This window comes from Corallococcus sp. CA054B, from assembly GCF_003611625.1.
GTDB classification, from domain to species: domain Bacteria; phylum Myxococcota; class Myxococcia; order Myxococcales; family Myxococcaceae; genus Corallococcus; species Corallococcus coralloides.
This window is the reverse complement of sequence record NZ_RAVY01000080.1, coordinates 1-17,764: the sequence shown is the minus strand read 5'-3', so window position 1 is coordinate 17,764 and position 17,764 is coordinate 1. Positions and strand designations below refer to the sequence as shown.

At 69.1% G+C, this 17,764-nt stretch carries 13 protein-coding genes; 9 read left to right on the top strand and 4 right to left on the bottom strand.

The features are described 5' to 3' along the window. Nucleotides 1-147: 147 nt before the first annotated feature. Nucleotides 148-1,155, bottom strand: coding sequence for an endonuclease/exonuclease/phosphatase family protein (locus D7V80_RS20250; RefSeq protein ID WP_120589710.1), 1,008 nt, complete (start codon nt 1,153-1,155; stop codon nt 148-150). A 300-nt stretch (nt 1,156-1,455) separates the two neighbouring features. Here D7V80_RS20250 and D7V80_RS20245 point away from each other — a divergent pair, with 300 nt between their 5' ends. Genes D7V80_RS20245 through D7V80_RS20230 form a run of 4 tightly spaced genes read left to right on the top strand, consistent with a single transcriptional unit; the run spans nt 1,456 to nt 8,471 of the window. Then, entirely contained in the window at nt 1,456-3,015 is a 1,560-nt protein-coding gene (locus tag D7V80_RS20245) for a DUF4153 domain-containing protein (RefSeq protein ID WP_147447155.1), read from the top strand. 25 nt (nt 3,016-3,040) lie between these two features. Further along, nucleotides 3,041-3,925 carry a DMT family transporter gene (locus D7V80_RS20240; protein WP_120589708.1) on the top strand — a complete coding sequence of 295 codons (885 nt, stop codon included), beginning with the start codon at nt 3,041-3,043 and terminating at the stop codon, nt 3,923-3,925. A gap of 18 nt (nt 3,926-3,943) precedes the next feature. After that, nucleotides 3,944-4,354, top strand: a complete 411-nt coding sequence (locus tag D7V80_RS20235) for a hypothetical protein (RefSeq protein ID WP_120589707.1) — start codon at nt 3,944-3,946, stop codon at nt 4,352-4,354. Nucleotide 4,355: 1 nt separating this feature from the next. After that, nucleotides 4,356-8,471, top strand: a complete 4,116-nt coding sequence (locus D7V80_RS20230) for a HEAT repeat domain-containing protein (protein WP_120589706.1) — start codon at nt 4,356-4,358, stop codon at nt 8,469-8,471. 44 nt (nt 8,472-8,515) lie between these two features. On the opposite strand, the gene D7V80_RS20225 is transcribed toward D7V80_RS20230, so the two are convergent. Next, entirely contained in the window at nt 8,516-9,706 is a 1,191-nt protein-coding gene (locus D7V80_RS20225; RefSeq protein WP_120589705.1) for a cysteine desulfurase-like protein, read from the bottom strand. 37 nt (nt 9,707-9,743) lie between these two features. Continuing rightward, the gene (locus D7V80_RS20220) at nt 9,744-10,358 is read right to left on the bottom strand and encodes a CAP domain-containing protein (RefSeq protein ID WP_120589704.1); all 615 of its coding nucleotides are present in this window, start codon (nt 10,356-10,358) and stop codon (nt 9,744-9,746) included. 183 nt (nt 10,359-10,541) lie between these two features. On the opposite strand from D7V80_RS20220, the gene D7V80_RS20215 reads away from it, so the two are divergent. The 4 genes from D7V80_RS20215 to D7V80_RS20200 all read left to right on the top strand — a co-directional run bounded on the left by D7V80_RS20215 (nt 10,542) and on the right by D7V80_RS20200 (nt 14,119). Continuing rightward, entirely contained in the window at nt 10,542-10,994 is a 453-nt protein-coding gene (locus tag D7V80_RS20215; RefSeq protein ID WP_304987949.1) for a putative toxin-antitoxin system toxin component, PIN family, read from the top strand. Nucleotides 10,995-11,128: 134 nt separating this feature from the next. Continuing rightward, a complete protein-coding gene (locus D7V80_RS20210) occupies nt 11,129-12,487 on the top strand; it encodes a LysM peptidoglycan-binding domain-containing protein (RefSeq protein WP_233585532.1) in 1,359 nt (452 codons plus the stop codon). Nucleotides 12,488-12,502: 15 nt separating this feature from the next. Further along, nucleotides 12,503-13,216, top strand: a complete 714-nt coding sequence (deoD, locus tag D7V80_RS20205) for a purine-nucleoside phosphorylase (RefSeq protein ID WP_120589702.1) — start codon at nt 12,503-12,505, stop codon at nt 13,214-13,216. 12 nt (nt 13,217-13,228) lie between these two features. Then, nucleotides 13,229-14,119, top strand: a complete 891-nt coding sequence (locus D7V80_RS20200; RefSeq protein ID WP_120589701.1) for an alpha-ketoglutarate-dependent dioxygenase AlkB — start codon at nt 13,229-13,231, stop codon at nt 14,117-14,119. A 270-nt stretch (nt 14,120-14,389) separates the two neighbouring features. On the opposite strand, the gene D7V80_RS20195 is transcribed toward D7V80_RS20200, so the two are convergent. Beyond that, nucleotides 14,390-16,696: an RIO1 family regulatory kinase/ATPase gene (locus tag D7V80_RS20195; RefSeq protein WP_120589700.1), complete on the bottom strand. Its 2,307-nt coding sequence runs from the start codon at nt 16,694-16,696 to the stop codon at nt 14,390-14,392. A 296-nt stretch (nt 16,697-16,992) separates the two neighbouring features. On the opposite strand from D7V80_RS20195, the gene D7V80_RS20190 reads away from it, so the two are divergent. Beyond that, nucleotides 16,993-17,730, top strand: a complete 738-nt coding sequence (locus D7V80_RS20190) for a murein L,D-transpeptidase family protein (protein ID WP_120589699.1) — start codon at nt 16,993-16,995, stop codon at nt 17,728-17,730. Nucleotides 17,731-17,764: the final 34 nt, after the last annotated feature.

The window sequence follows — 17,764 nt, the reverse complement described above, 5'->3', positions numbered from 1 at the left end:
GGGGGGCCGAGTTGGAAATCGGCCGCCGAGGACGGCTCCTCCCTGGCTGTCATTGCCGCGTCAATGTCAGGCCTTCCGCGTGCGGTGGTCCACAGGCACCGCGCTGACAGGGCGGGGGAGTGTGCGGGGCTCGCCGTCCCGCGCGCTTCAGCGAGGGGTGAGCGCGAAGTCCGCGTACACCGCGCCGTGGTCGGAGCCGCCGTAGCCGCCGGTGGGCTCGCGGGCCACACGGAAGGAGCCCGGCACATAGACGCCGCCCCCGTTGGGCGCGAGGTAGAGGTGGTCGATGGCCTGGCCCCTGCCGGAATAGAAGTACGTCCAGGTCTCGTTGTCCGGCCGGTCCTTCGCGACGCGCAGCAGGGCCTGGTCCAGGGCGTTGATGGGCTCCGAGCCGGGGATGTCGTTGAGGTCTCCGCCGAGCACGATCATCGCGTCAGGGAACTCCGTCGCCGATTGGAGGACGATGTCCCGCGAGGCATTGGCCTCCGCCAGGCGGCGGCCCGGATCGTCGTCCACCTTGGAGCGGAAGTGCGCCGCGAAGACGATGACCCGCGTGCCGTCCACGTCCACGTGGACCTCGAGCAGGTCGCGGGAGAAGCGGGTGGCGGAACCATCCGGCCTGTAGATGTAGAGGTTGCGGTGGCTGCGCACTTCCGTGATGGCGTGACGGGAGAGGACCGCCACGTCCACGGAGGCCTTGGTGTACGTCTCCCCGAGGCGCGATTCGGGGAACTGCGGGACCTTCTTCAACAGTCCATCCAGCGAGTTCTGCGTCTCGACCTCTTCCAGCATCACGATGTCCGCGTTGAGCGCGGTGATGGCCCGGCCGAGCTGGCTCACCTGCGCCTCGAACTCCGCCTCGGTGGGCAGCTCCTCGTAGTTGGAGCCGCCGCAGGAGCCCGTGTCGCAGACGGTGTCGAAGAGGCGGTGCACGTTGAACGCCGCGATGCGCACGCGGGTTCCGGACGGATCCACCGGCGAGCCGCTGTCGGGCTGGGGGCAGTTGCCCTGGACGCAGGCGCCGGCATCGGGAACCGACTGGGTTTGAGGAGACCGGCCGTCACAGCCCGCGAAGGCGAGCACCAGGCCCCACAGGGCCAGGGTCGAGCGGGGACGGAAGCGGAAGCGGAAGGGGAGCCGCGGCGGGGGTGACATCGGGGCGGCAACCTAACATCGGCCCTGTGCAGGTGCTGCGCGGACCCGCCTGGAGTGTCCGTCGACGCGGCGCGGCTCGCGGCGACGTCCAGGGGGCGGACTCCAGGTCCAGGTGATGCGGACCCCGGGTGGGACCATCCCGCCGCTCCAGGCCCGGGCCGTGCCGACCGGCCACGGAACGGTCAGCGCCGTTCGGCGCGACTCCGCGACCGCTCGCCCCCGAGGCCCCCAGCCGTGCCACCGGGCGTGTGCATCCTGCCGTCGTTCCGGGTGCTGACGCGCCCGCGAGGTGCCGACGCCATGAACCCGTCCGTCCCCATGTCCCCGCTTCCTCCTTCTCCCGCTCCCTCCGTCACGGCTCCGGACCGGTCGGTGCTGCCCTGGGTGCGCGCCCCGCGCCGGACGCTGGCGGCGTCGCTGGCCCTGGGCGTGCTCGCGGAGGTCCTGCTCGAAAGGGCCCGCTGGGGCCTGGGCTTCCCGTTGCTGGTGGCGGCCCTGGTGGGCGCGCTCGCGTGGCTGGGCGGACGTGAGGGCTGGCAGCGCGCGCGGCCCAACGCGTGGCTGCTGGCGCCGCTGGGCCTGGTCAGTGTCTTCGTGGCGGTGCGGGACAGCTCCTGGCTGCTGGCGCTCAACGTGATGACCGCGGCCGTGCTCCTGATGCTGCTCTCGCACTTCTGGGCCGCGGGCCGCGTGGAGCGGCTGGGGCTCGCCGACTACATCCTCGTCTTCTTCGGCTCCGCCGCGCAGAGCCTGCTCTACCCGCCGGTGCTCGTCCGGGACAGCGTGGACGTGCGCGGGCTCAAGACCCACTCGCGCCTGCTGGGGGCGCTGTCGCGAGGCCTGCTGCTGGCGCTGCCGGTGCTGCTGGTGTTCGGGGTGCTGCTGCAATCCGCGGACGGCGTCTTCTCCTCCACCCTGGAGCGGATGTTGTCGTTCGACCTGGACCTGGAGCAGCTGGTGCTGCGCGGCATGGGCGTGGCGTTCGGCGCGAGCGTCGCCGCGGGCGTGCTGGGACATGCGCTGCGCCGCCGCGCCACGAAGGAGCTGGGGGACGCGGAGGTGGCGCCGGCCACGCCGCGCCTGGGGCTCATCGAAGCGCTCACGCTCATCTTCGCCGTGAACGCGCTGTTCTTCGTCTTCGCGGCCTTCCAGGTGGCGTACCTGTTCGTTGGTGACGCGTCGTCGCCCGCGGCCGGCTACACCTTCGCGGAGTACGCGCGGCGCGGCTTCTTCGAGCTGGTGGTCGTCGCCTCGCTGACGCTGGCGCTGGTGATGGCCCTGACGCGCTGGACGCGGCGCGAGACGCGCGTGGCCCAGACGGTCTTCCGCGCGAGCACGTCGTTGATGGTGGTGCTGACGCTGATCATCCTCGCCTCGGCGATGCGGCGCCTGTCGCTGTACGAGGACGCGTTCGGCTACACGCTGCTGCGCGTGCACACGCACGTCTTCATGGTGGCGCTGGGCGCGGCGCTGGCCTGGCGTGCGGTGACGCTGTGGTGGAAGCCGGAGCGCTTCGCGGTGGGCGCCTTCGCCACGGCCCTGGGCTCGGTGCTGGTGCTCAACTTCCTCAACCCGGAGGCCTTCATCGTCCGCCACAATCTGGAGCGGTACGCGCGCACCGGATCGTTGGACACCGAAATGTTCTACGACCTGTCCGCGGACGCCGTGCCCGGGCTGGTCCTGGCGGAGACCCTCCTCGATGAGTCCGCGACGTACGCGTGGCGTCTGGCGCCCGTCCTGAAGGAGCACCGGGAGCGGTTGGAGCAGCAGGAGTCGGTCCCGGAGTGGAATGTCTCCCGCTTCCTCGCTCGCCGTGCGCTGCTGCGGACCGGCGCCAGGAGTGCGCCCGTGAATCCGTGAGGCACCCTGGATAGATTCCGGCGCCATGAGCGAAGTCGCCGGACGCCGTGTCTCCGCCTTGCCCCCCATTCCCGCGGTCCTCATCGCCGTGGTGAGCGTGCAGGGGGGCGCCGCGCTGGCGAAGGGGCTCTTCCCCGTCCTGGGCTCGGTGGGGGCCGCGGGCCTGCGGTTGGTGCTGGCGTCGGTGATGCTGCTGGCCTACTTCCGCCCGCCGCTCTTGCGCTACACGCGGGCGCAGTGGGCCGCCGTCGTGCCGTATGGCGTGGCGCTGGGCGTGATGAACCTCACGTACTACCTGGCCATCGCGCGCATCCCGCTGGGGCTCGCGGTGACGCTGGAGTTCGTGGGGCCCTTCGTGCTCGCGGTGGTGGGCTCGCGCAAGGTCTTGGATTTCGTGTGGGTGCTCTTCGCGGCGACGGGCATCGTGTTGATTACCCCCTGGACGGCGAAGCCCGGCGGGTTGGATCCGCTGGGCGTGGTGCTGGCGCTGACGGCGGGGGCGTGCTGGGCGCTCTACATCCTGGCGGGAGGAAGGCTGTCGCGCCGCGTGCCGGAAGGGCAGGGCGTGGCGGCGGGCATGGTGGTGGCCATGCTGACGGTGCTGCCCTTCATGCTGCGCGAGGGCCACCTGGAGCGGATGACGCCGGGACTCTTCGCCGCGGGCGTGGGCGTGGCGCTGTTGTCCAGCGCGCTGCCGTACTCGCTGGAGATGATGGCGCTGGGCCAGCTCTCCAGCCGCACCTTCGGCATCCTGATGAGCCTGGAGCCCGGGGTGGCCACGCTGGTGGGGTGGTTGTTCCTGCGCGAGCAGCTCACGCCCTTGCAATGGCTGGCGGTGGCGCTGGTGAGCGTCGCGTCCGCGGGAGCGACGCTGACGGCGAAGCAGCCCCCTCCGCCCGTGGAGGCGTGAGGTGGTAGGGTTTCACGGATGCGATGGCTCTCCGCGTTGAAGGTGCGCCTCTCCTGGATGGTCGGCCTGGCCAGCGTCCTGTTCGCGTCCAGGGCCTGGGCCCGAGGGGATGCGGACGGCCCGACGCCGGTCTTCTTCGTGGGCGCCGCCGTCGTGGTGGTGGGGCTCGTCGCGGGAGGGGTGCTGCTCTTCCTCAACATCACTGGCCGTCAGCGCAGGTTCTCTCCCATCCTGGGGCTTCTCGCGGGCCTGGGGACGGTGGTGCTGGGGATGGGATTGAGCGAGCCGCTCCTTTCGGGCGAAGACGACGGCGTGATGAGCGTCGCCCTCTGGTGCATCGTCATTGGCGGCGTCTGCGAAATCATCGCGGCGGGATGGGCGTTGCTGCGCCCCGGCCGCGGCCGAAGCTCAGCGCCGAAGAATCCTTGATATGGACGCGAATAAATCCAAGGAGACTGGCGGCCTGGCCGCCCTGAAGGGTTACGACTATCAGGAAGTGGCGACCGTATGGCTCGCTCTGCATCTCATCTTCGAGCGCCAGGTGCCGTACGTTGTCATCGAGCCCGCACCCCATGCGGACCTTGAAGCCGTTCCTGCCGAGGATGCTTCCTCCCATGTTCGCTTCGATTCAGCGCGCATCCTGTTTCAAATCAAGTATCGAGGGAGCGCCTGGACGGGAAAGGCCGCTTTCCGGAAGATCGTCGAGGCGCCCCTTCCTTCAGACGCCTCGCCCGCGCGCAAGAGGTCCCCTGTTCCGGTGGCGCAGCTCGCCGCGGATCCTTCGCTGCGTTACGTGCTGATTACCAACGGCCAGTTCGCTTCAGACTCAAGGGACTTTGTTGTTCCCAGTCTGGAGCGCCTTCCAAGGAAGGTGCCGAAGGCAATACTCGAGGTCCCCGAAGGCGCTTCCTCCGAGGAAATTGCTTCCCGCATTGGCATCATGGAGCTGCTGACGCACGCAGAACTCACGACGCGCATTCGTCGATTGTTCGAGAGCTCAGACGTTGCGCTGTTTGTCCCGGCGACACGCTTCGATGAAGCCTTGATGCTGCTGAAGCAGGACGTGCACGCAAGGCTCATCGGGGATGGTCCATTACAATGGACGCGAGAGGACATCCTTGTGCGACTGCGCGGTCTGGGAGGCTCACCCACGCAGACCGCGGACATGCATGACTTCGTGCCTCCTCAAGGCTACGAGCAGTTCGAGGAGCGGCTGGCGAAGGGAAACGGGCTGCTTCTGAAAGGGCCTCCGGGCGCAGGGAAGACCCTGGTCGGTGACATGCTCACATTCAAGCTGCGGACGGCCTCGCCTCCTTTCGAGGTGGTTCACGCGGATTCGCCAGGAGACATCCTGCAACGTCTTGGCCAGGGTGGCCCATTCTTGTTTCGCGTGGATGACCCCTGGGGACAGGATGCGCGAACTCCGGAGAAGGGCTGGGCCGCGCAGTTGCCAACCCTGTTCCGGCGAGTCTCCGGGACTGCCCACAAACTTCTTGTCACCACCCGCATGGGCCTGCTGGCAGAAGCCTATGGTGGGGATGTCCCTCCTGAAGTGGAGAGGGCAAGCGCGACACTCGACTACGAGAGCTACGACACGTCGGCCCGGCAGCGAATCCTGGAACGAAAGTCGCAATCCCTCCAGTCGGTGAGTCGGCGACAGTTTGTCCGGAAGCATTGTGAAGAGATCCTCGAGACATTGAAGGTCCCCCTCTCCATTGATCGCTTTGTCTCCGCGGTGATCGCGGCACCGAGACACTCCGAGTTGGACCTCGCGAGGCTCCTCCATGACGCCGAAGTGGGCGAGTTGTCCGGAACGCTGGAGCGCGAGGTTCGAGGGTTGGGCTGGGCCGGGGTTCCAGCCATGTTCCTATGGACACAGCTCTGCGTGAGCGCGGCCTGTGACTTCGGGGTCGTGCGGATGCGCGCGCAACGTTTGTCGCGCCAGCCCCAGAAGCCGTTTCCCATCCAGAGGCTCGTGGATTGGCTGGTGGAGGCTGGATGGTTGCGGCGGAATGACATGCGCCTGAGTGCCCACCCCACGACGGTGACGGGGCTGGGACGGTTCCTGGACAGCCTGCCGGATGAGGCCGACCACCTCATGGCGGAGTTGCTGGAACAACTGTGTGGCATGGATGAGGTCCACGCGGCTTATGAGATCGCCGACCGCCTTCCCGATGCGAGACGTGCCTCGCTTCCTCACGAGCTCTCCACCCGCATCCAGCAACATCTGCTTGATGAGGTGCTGCGAACCCCGTTCGGAAACTTCGTGGAGGTGTTGCACGCGATGCGCCGATGGGCGCCTGAAGGCGGGCCGGTCGCGCTCTTGATCGATGCCCTCCTGCATCCTCCCAGGGTAGAGAATGCGGGCTGGTGGGAACTCAGCTGGGTCCCACCAGACTGGCAACCCCCGACCTATGAGCTCATCCAGGCGTCTTCTGACGCACGGCGGATCCTGGAGCGCTACATTCACTTCTGGCCCTGGACGGCAGGTCTCGCGCTGCACGATAGCGGGTTCGAGGAGTGGACCTCGCGTTTCGGATGGGACCTGAGTCAGGTGTATTCGCAGAGCCTCAATGATTCCCTTGAGGCTGGCGGTCATGCCGTCGGAGAACTGGCCCAGGGCGCGTTGAGTGGACCGGCGCCTGACTATGAGGCGCTTCTAGACAAGATCCTGATGGCATTGGAGAAGCCACCGGAGGGAGACGCTCCCAGCGAACTGTATCGAAAGGCCAATCAGGGAGTGCTGGATGCCGCGTACGCCGACTATCTCTTGATTGGAGATGGCACTCCCCATGAGGCCGCCTACACCGCGCTGGATGGCTGGGTGGTGGCTCGGCGACGGCGAGAAGGCCATGCGTGGATTCTCACCCATCCCCGGAGGGGTCGTCTGTACGGTCGATGGGCGGATGCCATGCGCGAGGGGAATTCTCCGCCGGGGGTGGCGGAAGTCGAAGCATTCCTCGATGTTGGAGAGGCGGTGTCCTCCGACGACGCCTGGCGCATCATCGCGGAGCATCAGTTCGCAAGCCTTGCCCCTCGCATGATGGATGCGCTCGGCACCCTCCCGCAGGAGGGTATCGGGAGTTGTCTCGGCGCCTTGTCGAGTCTCATTCCGGCGCCGGAGCTTGGGTCGGCTCTCCGCGAGCGGAGTCTGGGGTGGCCCGAGGAGCGCCGGGCGTTCGTCGTCATGGCTGCCGAGGGGCTTGCGTCCTGGTCCAACGACGGGATGAAGCCCTACCGTGATGAGGTGAGCGCGGCCATGGGCTTCCCTCTGGCCGCCCTCGTGAAGCAGTGCATGCGCACGGCCTCGGACAAAGAGGGGCTTCACGGGGTGAAACGGGTTTCGTCTGAAGACTGCGCGCGGCTGCGTCAATGGGCACTGCACCCGGAGGGAAAGCTCGGGGAAGCCAGCCTGCTGACCCTGGCTGTGTCAGGCGAGTCCGTGCTGACGGAAGCAGCGCTGGCCCTGGCCAGCGGTGACTACAGGGTTCGCGTGAAAGCTGTCCAGGCGCTTGCAAAGGATTCTTCGTCCGATGCACGCGCACTCCTTCTGCGTACTTTGTCTGACGACGAGGCCAGGGTTCGAGAGGCTGTCGTTCGTGCCTTTCCCTCAAGGGCCTCGTCAGAAGAGCAGCAAGCCCTTCTCCGCCATGCGCACGATGAGAGTTCCTTCGTCCGGAAGGCCTTCGTCGGGGTGATGGCCCGAGAGCATTGGGACTTGGGGCGCAACGCCCTCGTCGAGTTGCTTCGAGATTCTCACGACGACGGGCCCGGGGTGGAGGCGCACGTCGAACATGGGATTGCTCAGGCTGCTGCCAAGGCCCTTGTGAAATGGAAGCCCCATCCTCCAGCAGTCATCGACGAACTCTTGCGCTTCGTAGCGGACGGGTTGGATGCCAACACGGATCCAGAGGTCCACAAGACCGTATTGGCGACGCTCATGAATCTCGACGACCCGCGGGTCGCCGCCACGATTTCATCCGCCATCCACAGCGTCACCGGGCTGACTCGCTCATCCGCCACGCACCTCTGCTTGTTGCACGTGCAAGCGCTCAGCATTCACTTGCCTCGATACCCGCGAAACCGCGAGGTCGTCGCGATTGTCCCCCTCGTGCGGGAGGCCATGGGCACCGAGGACTTTTCCACGGGATGCGCCATGCTGGTGCTCGGGATGGTGGGCGCGCACGCCGACACGGCTCGGATCCTGGAAGCCTGCGAGCCGCATTGGGAGCGGGCTGTGCTCGCATTGCTGGGAGCCGCATTGACGGATGTTGCTCCATCCGACGCGGCCGAGCAGGTGCTACGCCAGCACGAAGGGATCGAACACTTCATCGCCTGGTCTCGACGCGGAGAGCAGGCGACAGCCGAGGTCTGGGCCCGTCGATGGAGCGCTCATGCCAGTCTCCATGCTTGGTTCGCCGAACTCTGGGAAGTCGGGGGCGGCTGGGCCAATGCCATCCTTTGGGGTGGGCAGCTCCGTCATGGACGGGCGTTCGTGGCCAGTATCGAGGCCCACCCTCGTTTGAGGGCCGAGCCCGAATCCTGATGCATGGGCGCGGCTCAGACTCATGGACGACGGGTCTCCCGGCGTCAGGGAAGTGAATCCAGCGCCGCGAGCAGCCGCCCCACGTCCTCCGCCGTGTTGTAGTGGAGCAACGACGCGCGCACCGCGCCGTCAGGCATGAGCCCCAGCGCCTCCGCCGCCATCGTCGCGTAGTAGTGCCCCGCCGCGACGCCCACGCCCTGTTCCGCCAGGTGCTCGGCCACGGCGCGCGGCGCCACGCCGGTCACGTTGAAACAGAACGTGGCCACGCGTCCGGCGGACGTCTTCGGTCCGTAGAGTTGCACGCGCGGATGACGGGACAGCTGCTCCAGCGTGGCCTCCAGCAGCGGCTGTTCCAGCTGCGCGATGCGCTGGAAGGCCCGCGCCAATCCCTCGCGTCCCGGCTGGCCACCGCCCAGCACGTCGCGCAGGTAGCGCAGCGAACCCAACCATCCGGCCCAGCCTTCATGGTTCGCCGTGCCCGGCTCGAACTTCTGCGGACCGTCATCCGGCATGAACCACAGCTTGTCCGCCGGAAGCCCTGCGAGCAGCTCGCGCCGCACGAACAGACAGCCCAGGTGCGGACCGAAGACCTTGTACGGAGAGAACACCGCGAAGTCCGCGCCCCACGCGCGCACGTCCGGCAGGTGATGCGGACTGGAGTGCACCGCGTCCACGAACAGCCACGCGCCCACGCCGTGGGCCACCTCCGCCGCCGCGGCCACGTCCGGCGTCGCGCCCACGGAGTTCGCCGCCGCTGACACCGCCACCAGCCGCGTGCGCGGCGTGACGAGCTCGCGCAGCTCGGACGTCTCCAGCCGTCCCTCCGGCCAGCTCGCGCGCCAGGTCGTCACCTTCACGCCCTGCGCCTCCAGCGCACGCCACGGGGCCGCGTTGGATTCGTGCTCCAGCTCGGAGATGACCACCTCGTCGCCAGGCTTGAAGAGGCGTGAGACGGCCCGGCCCACCTGGAAGGTGAGCGCGGTGGCGCTGGGCCCGAGCATGACTTCATCGGGCCGGCAGTTCAGGAACTCCGCAGTCTCCTCGCGCGCCCGGGCCTTGAGCGCCGTGGCCACGCGGGAGGCGGGGTAGGGCTGGCCCACGTTGCAGCTGCCACCCGAGAGGAATTGATGGATGGCGTCGATGCAGTGCGTGGGCACCTGCGCCCCCGCGGCGTTGTCCAGGTAGCTGAAGCCGGACCGCAGGGCGGGGAAGTGCTCGGCGAAGAGGGAGGGCATGGGACGCGGAGCATAGCCCTCCGCCCTTCCTCACGAACTACGGCGTGCCGAAGTCCTGCGTCCAGTACGCGCGGTACGTGCTGGACGGCGCGTTGTAGTAGCCGATGCCCGACTGCTTCAGCGCCCCGTTCATGATGTTGTTGCAGTGACCGGTGCTGGCCATCCAGCCGTCCACCACCGCCTGCGCGGTGCCGTAGCCCGCGGCGATGTTCTCCGCCGCCGTCCGGTAGCTGTAGCCCGCGGACGCCATGCGCTGCCACGGCGTGGAGCCGTTGGAGCCCGTGTGGCTGAAGAAGTTGTTCGTGCCCATGTCCTTGGAGTGCTTGCGCGCCGCACAGCGAAGCTTGTCATTGGTCGTGAGCGCGCCCACCGCCGGCTTCGCCACGCCGCCACAGGTGGCGCCCGCCGCGCGGCGCTGGTTGATGAGCGTGAGCACGTCCGTCTCGAATTGCACCCAGGCCGGGTCCCACGTCGTCACGTCGTCGCAATACGCGGCGCTCGCGCTCAGCCCGTTGCCGGCGACGTCCGTCTGGACCGGCGGCACGACGACGCCTTCCCCTTGCGGCGTGGGCGCCTCCTCGCCTCCACAGCCGCCGAGCAGGGCAGCGGCGCTCAGCAACGTCAGACACAGCGAACGGGACGAGGGCTTCATGGACAGACCTTTCACCGGCGGGGGCCGGCCAGGGGGAGGGGGTTCAGCGAGATGCATTCTTGTCGGTGATTCCCGGTTTCCGCCAGGGACCCTCCGTGCATTGCGATTGACGCGTGAAACGGCGGGGTTGTGTCAGCGGTGTTGGTGATGGAAAGTTCTTTCACCGTGATGACGCCTTCCGCTGTGCCTGCCATTCGTTCCGTGGTGCTGGACACCAACGTGGTGCTGGACGTGTTCGTCTTTGATGATGTCTTCACGCGGCCGCTGGCGCAGGCGCTGCGTTCGGGCGCGCTGACGGCGTGGGCGGACCGGCACACGCTGAAGGAGCTGGCGCTGGTGCTCGCCTATCCCTCGTTCAAGCTGACGGCGGACGCGCAGTGGACGGTGCGCGAGGCGTACGGCGCGCTCGTGCGTATCGCGGACGGAGAGGGCACTCCGGTGGAGCTGCCGCCGTGCCGGGACCGGGATGATCAGAAGTTCCTGGAACTGACGGCGCGCGCGGGGGCGTCATGGCTGGTGAGCAAGGACCAGCGCGTGCTGTCCATGGGCGGCGGACGGCGGCTGCCCTTCGAGGTGCTCTCGCCTCGCCGTGCCTCGGAGGCACTGGAGGCGGGAGGCTTCACACGGAGCGCTTGAAGCAGGCAGGCAGGGGTGCGTACGCGCAGTCAAAATCGCGCTCCGCGCTTGGTGACCCGGGCATCTCGGGCCATCCTGCGGCCCGGTGCGTTCCTCACTCCTGATCCTCCTGTTCTGCGCCGGCTGTGCCGCGCGTGTCGTCACCCCCCGTCCCGGCGCCCGCTCCGGCTCCGGTGCAGGCCTCGCCCGCGACGCCTCCCGTGGAGACGCCGGCCGCGACGCCGCCCGCGCAGGCCCCGGCTCCGGCCTCGGCCGAGCCCCAGGCCACGCCCGCCGTGAGCGCGTCCGGTGCCCCCATCGCGATGCCCTCCCCGGCGGAGGTCGCCGCCGTCGTCACCGACGCCGCCGTGCGGGAGAACCCGTGCCCCGTGGACGCGGAGGAAGAGGACGACGAGGCCACCGCGGCCACCGACGATGAAGGCGTGAGCGAGGAGGGCGAGATGCAGGCGCCGCTCGCGCCCGCCGCGCCCGCGGGGCCGCTGTACACCGCCGACCTGTCCGACGAGGCGCTCGCCGAGGCGTGGAAGAAGGACCCGGCCACGCTGGGCTCCATGTCCATTGGCTTCGTGGAGAGCGGCCGGCAGATCAACAGTGTGCGCGTGCCGGATGACAAGGATTGGATCGTGGTGTCGCCGGACATCGCCTACGGCACTCAGGAGACGGTGGACTACGTGGCCGCCGCGATCCGCGCCGTGCGCGCGCAGTACCCGAACGTGCCCACGCTGCGCGTCAACCGCCTGTCCACCAAGGACGGTGGCTACCTGCGTCCGCACAAGAGCCACCAGAACGGCCGCGACGTGGACTTCGGCTTCTACTACCCGACCGCGGAGCCGGTGCGTGAGCGCGAGCGGGAGCGCTACATCGACGTGGCCATGAACTGGGCGCTGGTCCGCTCGCTGGTGGTGAACACCGACGTGCAGATGATCCTCGTGGACAAGCGCGTGATGAAGGTCCTGTACGACTACGCGCTGTCCATTGGCGAGGACAAGGTGTGGCTGGATTCGCTGTTCAACGCGGGCTTCAACTCACTGATCAAACACGCGCGCCGGCACCGCGACCACTTCCACGTGCGCTTCTTCAACGGCCGCGCGCAGGAACTGGGCCGCCGGGTGGCGCCGCTGCTGGCGCTCCAGCCGGACCAGAACCTGATGATGTACAAGGTCCGCAACGGGGACACGCTGGGCGGCATCGCGTTGCGTCACAACTCCAGCGTGGTGGCCATCAAGAAGGCCAACCGGATGCGCAACACGTTCCTGAGCATTGGCCGGCGGCTGGTGATTCCGCTGAAGGGCCCGTGCACGCACTGCCCCATCCCCCCGCCGGTGCAGCTGCCTCCGCGCCGGCTGCCTCCCCAGGCGCAGGCCCCCGCTTTGGTGAACACGACGCCCGCGGCTTCGGGCAAGCTGCCCAGCCCGTGCACTCCCGCCGCGCCGGCACCGACGCCGGTGGCCGTTCCCACGGGTGTTCCCTCCGGTCTGTCGACCGGGCGCTGAAAGGCTTCTGCTTCCATGGCAACTCCGCACATCTCCGCGTCTCCCGGTGACTTCGCTGAAGTAATCCTCATGCCGGGCGACCCCCTCCGGGCGCGCTACATCTCCGAGCGCTTCCTGGAGAACGCGCGCTCCGTCACCGCGGTGCGCAACATGCTGGGCTTCACCGGCACCTTCCGGGGCAAGCGGCTGTCGGTGATGGGGCACGGCATGGGCGTGCCGTCCATCTCCATCTACGCGACGGAGCTGGTGCGGAGCTACGGCGCGAAGGTGCTCATCCGTGTGGGCAGCTGCGGCGCGCTGCGCACGGACGTGAAGCTGCGCGACGTCATCGTGGCGATGGGCGCGGGCACGGACTCCAACGTGAACCGCATGCGCGTGATGGGCCACGACTTCCCGGCGGTGGCGGACTTCACGCTGGCCCGGCGCGCGGTGGAGGCGGCGGAGAAGCGCAACAAGCCGGTGCGCGTGGGCAACGTCTTCACCTCGGACCTCTTCTACCACCCGCAGGAAGCGCTCAACGCGACGCTGGAGAAGATGGGCATCCTGGCGGTGGAGATGGAGATCGCCGGCCTGTACGGCGTGGCGGCGGAGTTCGGCGCGCGGGCGCTGTCCCTGCTCACCGTGTCGGACCACATCCGCACCGGCGAGCACCTGTCGCCGGAGGACCGTCAGACGACGTTCGACGAGATGATCGAACTGGCGCTGGACGTGGCCGCCTCCGAGGCGTGAGGACCTGAGCGCATGGCCTTGCCTCCCCGTAGGGGCCCGGGTTCCCCGCTGGCGCGCAAGGCCGCGCAGCGCACGCCGGGCCACCACTACAACGCGAGCTTCCTGAACTCGGCGGACCGCGCGGAGATATTGGCGTGGCTGGGCACGCTGCACCCGCTGTGGGAGGAGCGCTACTCGAAGCACTTCCCACCGCCGGAAGGGCAGCAGCAGCGGCGGTTGCTCAGGCCCGTGTACTGGCTGGGCAACTGGCAGTTCGCGTGCCTGGACTACTACCGGCCCCCGAAGGGTGTGCAGAACCGCTGCGTGAAGGCGGAGCCGTTCCCGGCGGTGCTGCAGCGGCAGATTGAGAAGGTGGAGGCGCTGGCGCGGCGGATGTTCCGGGGCCCGGACATGCCGCAGGGCTGGCACCTCAACACGTGCCTGGTGAACTTCTACGGCAGCCGGTTGGAGGACGGGCGCTGGGTGGACACCGCGCGCGTGGGCGAGCACAAGGACTTCGAGCCGGGCCCGGTGGCGTCGCTGTCCCTGGGCGAGCGCGCGCTCATCCAGTTCGTGACGTCCACGCGGCCCGGCGAGCGGGACGCGGTGGTGCTGGAGCAGTGGCTGGATGACGGGGCGCTGCAGCTCTTTGGTGGGGCGCAGTGGAAGGACCAGACGTTCCACCGGGTGCAGCGGGTGGACACGCGCGCGGGGCACGTGATGCCGCCGGAGCTGCCGGACTTCCGCACGCGGCGCATCAACCTGACGTTCCGCTACGTGCCGGACGCGCACGTGACGCCGTTCGCGGCGCTGAGCCCGGAGGCCCGCGAGGACGTGCGCCCGTACATGGAGACGCTCGCGAAGGGCAGCCGGTTCTTCCGTGAGGAGCTGGCGCGCGAGCAGCCGCCGGTGAAGGCGGAGTAGGGCGGCACCTCCCGGCCGGCGCGGTTCAAAACCTGTCCGACAGTTGGACAGGTTTTCGCGGGCCGGCTGGCGCCGGGGCCGGCCTCGCGTCCTCCAAACTTGTCCGACAGTCGGACAGGTTTTCGCGGTCCGGCTGGCCCCAGGGGCCTCTCGGCCACTGCGGGTGCTGGGGCCTGTCTCCTGGTCCTCCAAACCTGTCGGACAGTCGGACAGGTTTTCGCGGTGCTCCGCTGGCGGGGAGGCCAGGTAGGGGGCTCCCCCGACCGAAGGTTAGGAGGAGCCCGTCTCGGGGTTCGAGGACGAGGCCGCGGGCGGACGGGCCACGTAGCTCACCTGGGGCGCGGAACCCCGGGACGAACGTCCCGCGCCGCGCTCCGGGCCCTGACGGGGCATCCGGGGACCGTTGTTGGGCAGGTTGCCGCGCGCCTCGCGGGGACCTGAACCCGGACCCCGGCCGTTCTGGCGCGGCTCGCCGTTCTGCTGCGGGGCGCCGTCCTGGAAGGAGCCGTTGTTGCGCGGAGGCCGACCGTTCATGCGCGACTGCGCCCCCGGCCCATCCTGGCGGGGCCCGCCGTTCTGCTGCGGACGCCCATTCGCGCGCCACTCGTTGCGAGGCGGCCGGCCGTTGCTGTTCTGCGATTGCGACGGGCCGTTCACATCCGATTCGCCGCCATGCGGCTGGCCATTCATGCGCGGCGAACCGTTCAGGCCCGCCTCGCCGCCATACGGCTGCTCGTTCTGGCGCGACGGACCATTCAGGCCCGATTCGCCGCCACGAGACCTGCCATTCATGCGCGGCGGCCGGCCGTTCTGCTGCGACTCCTGACCGTGCTCGCCAGACGGCTGCCCGTTCATGCGCGGCTGGCCATTCATGCCCGCCTCACCGCCGCGGGACTGCCCGTTCATGCGCGGCTGGCCGTTCAGGCCCGCCTCACCGCCGCGGGACTGCCCGTTCGTGCGCGGCGGCCGGCCGTTCTGCTGCGAAGCCTGAGCGTTCTCGCTGTAGGCCTGCCCGTTCGTGCGCGGCGGCCGGCCGTTCTGCTGCGAAGCCTGAGCGTTCTCGCTGTAGGCCTGCCCGTTCGCGCGCGGCGGCCGGCCGTTCTGCTGCGAAGCCTGAGCGTTCTCGCTGTAGGCCTGCCCGTTCGTGCGCGGCGGCCTGCCGTTCTGCTGTGACGCCTGGAAGTTCTCGCCGGACGGCTGGCCGTTCGTGCGCGGCGGCCTGCCGTTCTGCTGCGAAGCCTGGACGTTCTCGCCAGACGGCTGACCGTTCATGCGTGCCTCGCCGTTGGGCTGGCGCGGCGGACGTCCATCACGGCGCGGTTCGTTGCGCGGGTTGCCGTTGCGCGGCCCGCCCTGCTGCGGCCGGCCATTCATGCGCGCATCGCCCTGCGCCACCGGAGCATTCGCGCCCTGCGCCGGAGCGCCGTTGCGCGGCCCGCCCTGCTGCGGACGTCCGTTGTTGTTGTTGCCGTTGGGCCGATTGTTGCCACCGCCCTGGGGCGGACGTGCTCCCGCGTTCTGCTGGGGCCCTCCGCTCCCGGGCCTCGGCGCATTGCCGGTGCGCGGCGGCGGCTTGCCACCAAACCCACCGCGCCGCCGGCCATCCCGCGGGCTCGCCGTGACGATGGGCCGCCCGCGCTCGCCGCCACCCTGGCGCAGCACCAGCGCCTCCAGAGCGCGCAGCTCCGCCTCCTCCGCGCTGAGCCCTTCCTCCACCGCCGCCACGGGCGCCGGAGCCGGAGGGACCTCGTTGCGCCGGGCCTCCTCCTGCTGGAGGAACCGCTCCTGCCGGGACGCCTGACGGCCAGCGCCCTGCCGGCGCGGAGCCTCGCGGAACGCGCCCGACGGCACGAACTCCGGCGTCAGCTCGCGCCGCACGTACGCGTTCCAGATTTCGCCCGTGTCACCCGCGCGGCCCGCCAGCCGGGTCGAAAAGCCCTCCAGGAACTGCCGCACGTTGTCCAGGTCCCGGCGGAAGTAGAACTCCGCCTGGCTGTTGCGCGCCGCCGCCACCGTCTGCGGAAAGTCGATGATGGTCGGCCCGGACCCGCTCATCAGGATGTTGTAGGGCGACAGGTCCCCATGAATGAGGTCCGCGCACAGGGTGCGAACCACCTGGGCCCGCAGGTCCAGGTAGAGGGCCTCGGCCTCCTCGGGCGTCTGGGGCGGGGCCTCCACGAGCCGGGGCGCGGGCTGGCCTTCCGCGTCCAGCACCAGCTCCATCAGGAGGATGCCCTCGTAGAACATCACCGGCGTGGGCACGCGCACGCCTTGTGCGTGAAGCTTGTAGAGCGAGTCCGCTTCCGCGTTCTTCCACGCCTCTTCCGCGGCGGCCTGCCCGAAGCGGCTGCCCTTCTCCATGGCGCGGCGCGTGCGCGAGTTGCGCACCTCGCGGCCTTCCTTGTAGCCGGAGTTGTTGCGGAAGTTGCGCTCGTGGCGCTCCTTGTACAGCTTCGCTGCGACGACCTGGCCGGCGTGCTGGACGAGCCACACCTCCGCCTCCTTCCCCGTCTTCAGCTGGCCGATGACGGCGTCGATGATGCCGTCGGCGAGGAGGGTCTCGAGGGAGTCATTCATTCTTAAGCAAAAGGCCGGAACGGCACGGGGCGGGGAGCATCCGTCGTTGCGCACACCGGCGGCCCCTGCTCGCCATGATGCACGTTGGAGATGAGAACACCGGGCAGCCCCTGGTTTCCATCGCCGTTGCGCTGAACGTCATCCAGAAAGCCCACGTACCGCTTGCTAGCAGCTTGGGAAGCAGGGGGCCAGGGGTGCCCCCGTGCCTGTAGCCTGTTCGCCGCCCATCCCTGCCCAGGGACCGGATTGACGTCCGCCCGGCGTCAAACGGTTTTCCGGAGAGGAGCATTCCGCCCATGAAGACCCTGCTCGCGTGCGGTGTCCTGTTGGCCTCGCTGTGCGCCCACGCGGAGGACCGGGTCGCGGCGGCCCGCAAGCGCCAGACAGCGGGTCTTGTCCAGACGTTCAAGGCGGCGGGGCTGTCCTGGCCGCCGGAGGAGCTCTACCTGCGGGCCTTCAAGGTCGAGCGCGAGCTGGAGGTCTGGGCGGGCAGGCCGGGCCAGCCGCTGGTGAAGGTGCGCACCTTTCCCGTCTGCGCGGCCTCCGGGGACGTGGGCCCCAAGCGGGCCCAGGGCGACCTGCAGGTGCCGGAGGGCTTCTACACGGTGGACCTCTTCAACCCGAAGAGCGCGTACCACCTGTCCATGCGGGTGAGCTACCCGAACGCGCTCGACCGCAAGCTGGGCGCCGCGCAGCCCGGGGGTGACATCTACATCCACGGCGACTGCGTGAGCATCGGCTGCCTGGCCATCGAGGACGGCCCCATCGAGGAGCTGTACGTGATGGTGTCCGAGGCCCGCGCGCGCATGGGCCGCGACGTGCCGGTGCACCTCTTTCCACGCCGGCTGGACGCGGCGGGGCTCGCGGCGCTGGAGGCCCTCTCCGGCGTCACCGACGCGCGGAAGGCCTTCTGGCGCGGCCTGGAGCCGGGCTACCGCCTCTTCGAGGAGTCCCGGCGTCCACCGAAAGTGAAGGTGGATGACTCCGCGTCCGCCTACGTGGTGTCTCCAGCTCCCCAGGCCCGCGCGCGCTGAGGAGTTGGTAGAACGGGGGCGTGGGGAGCTGGAG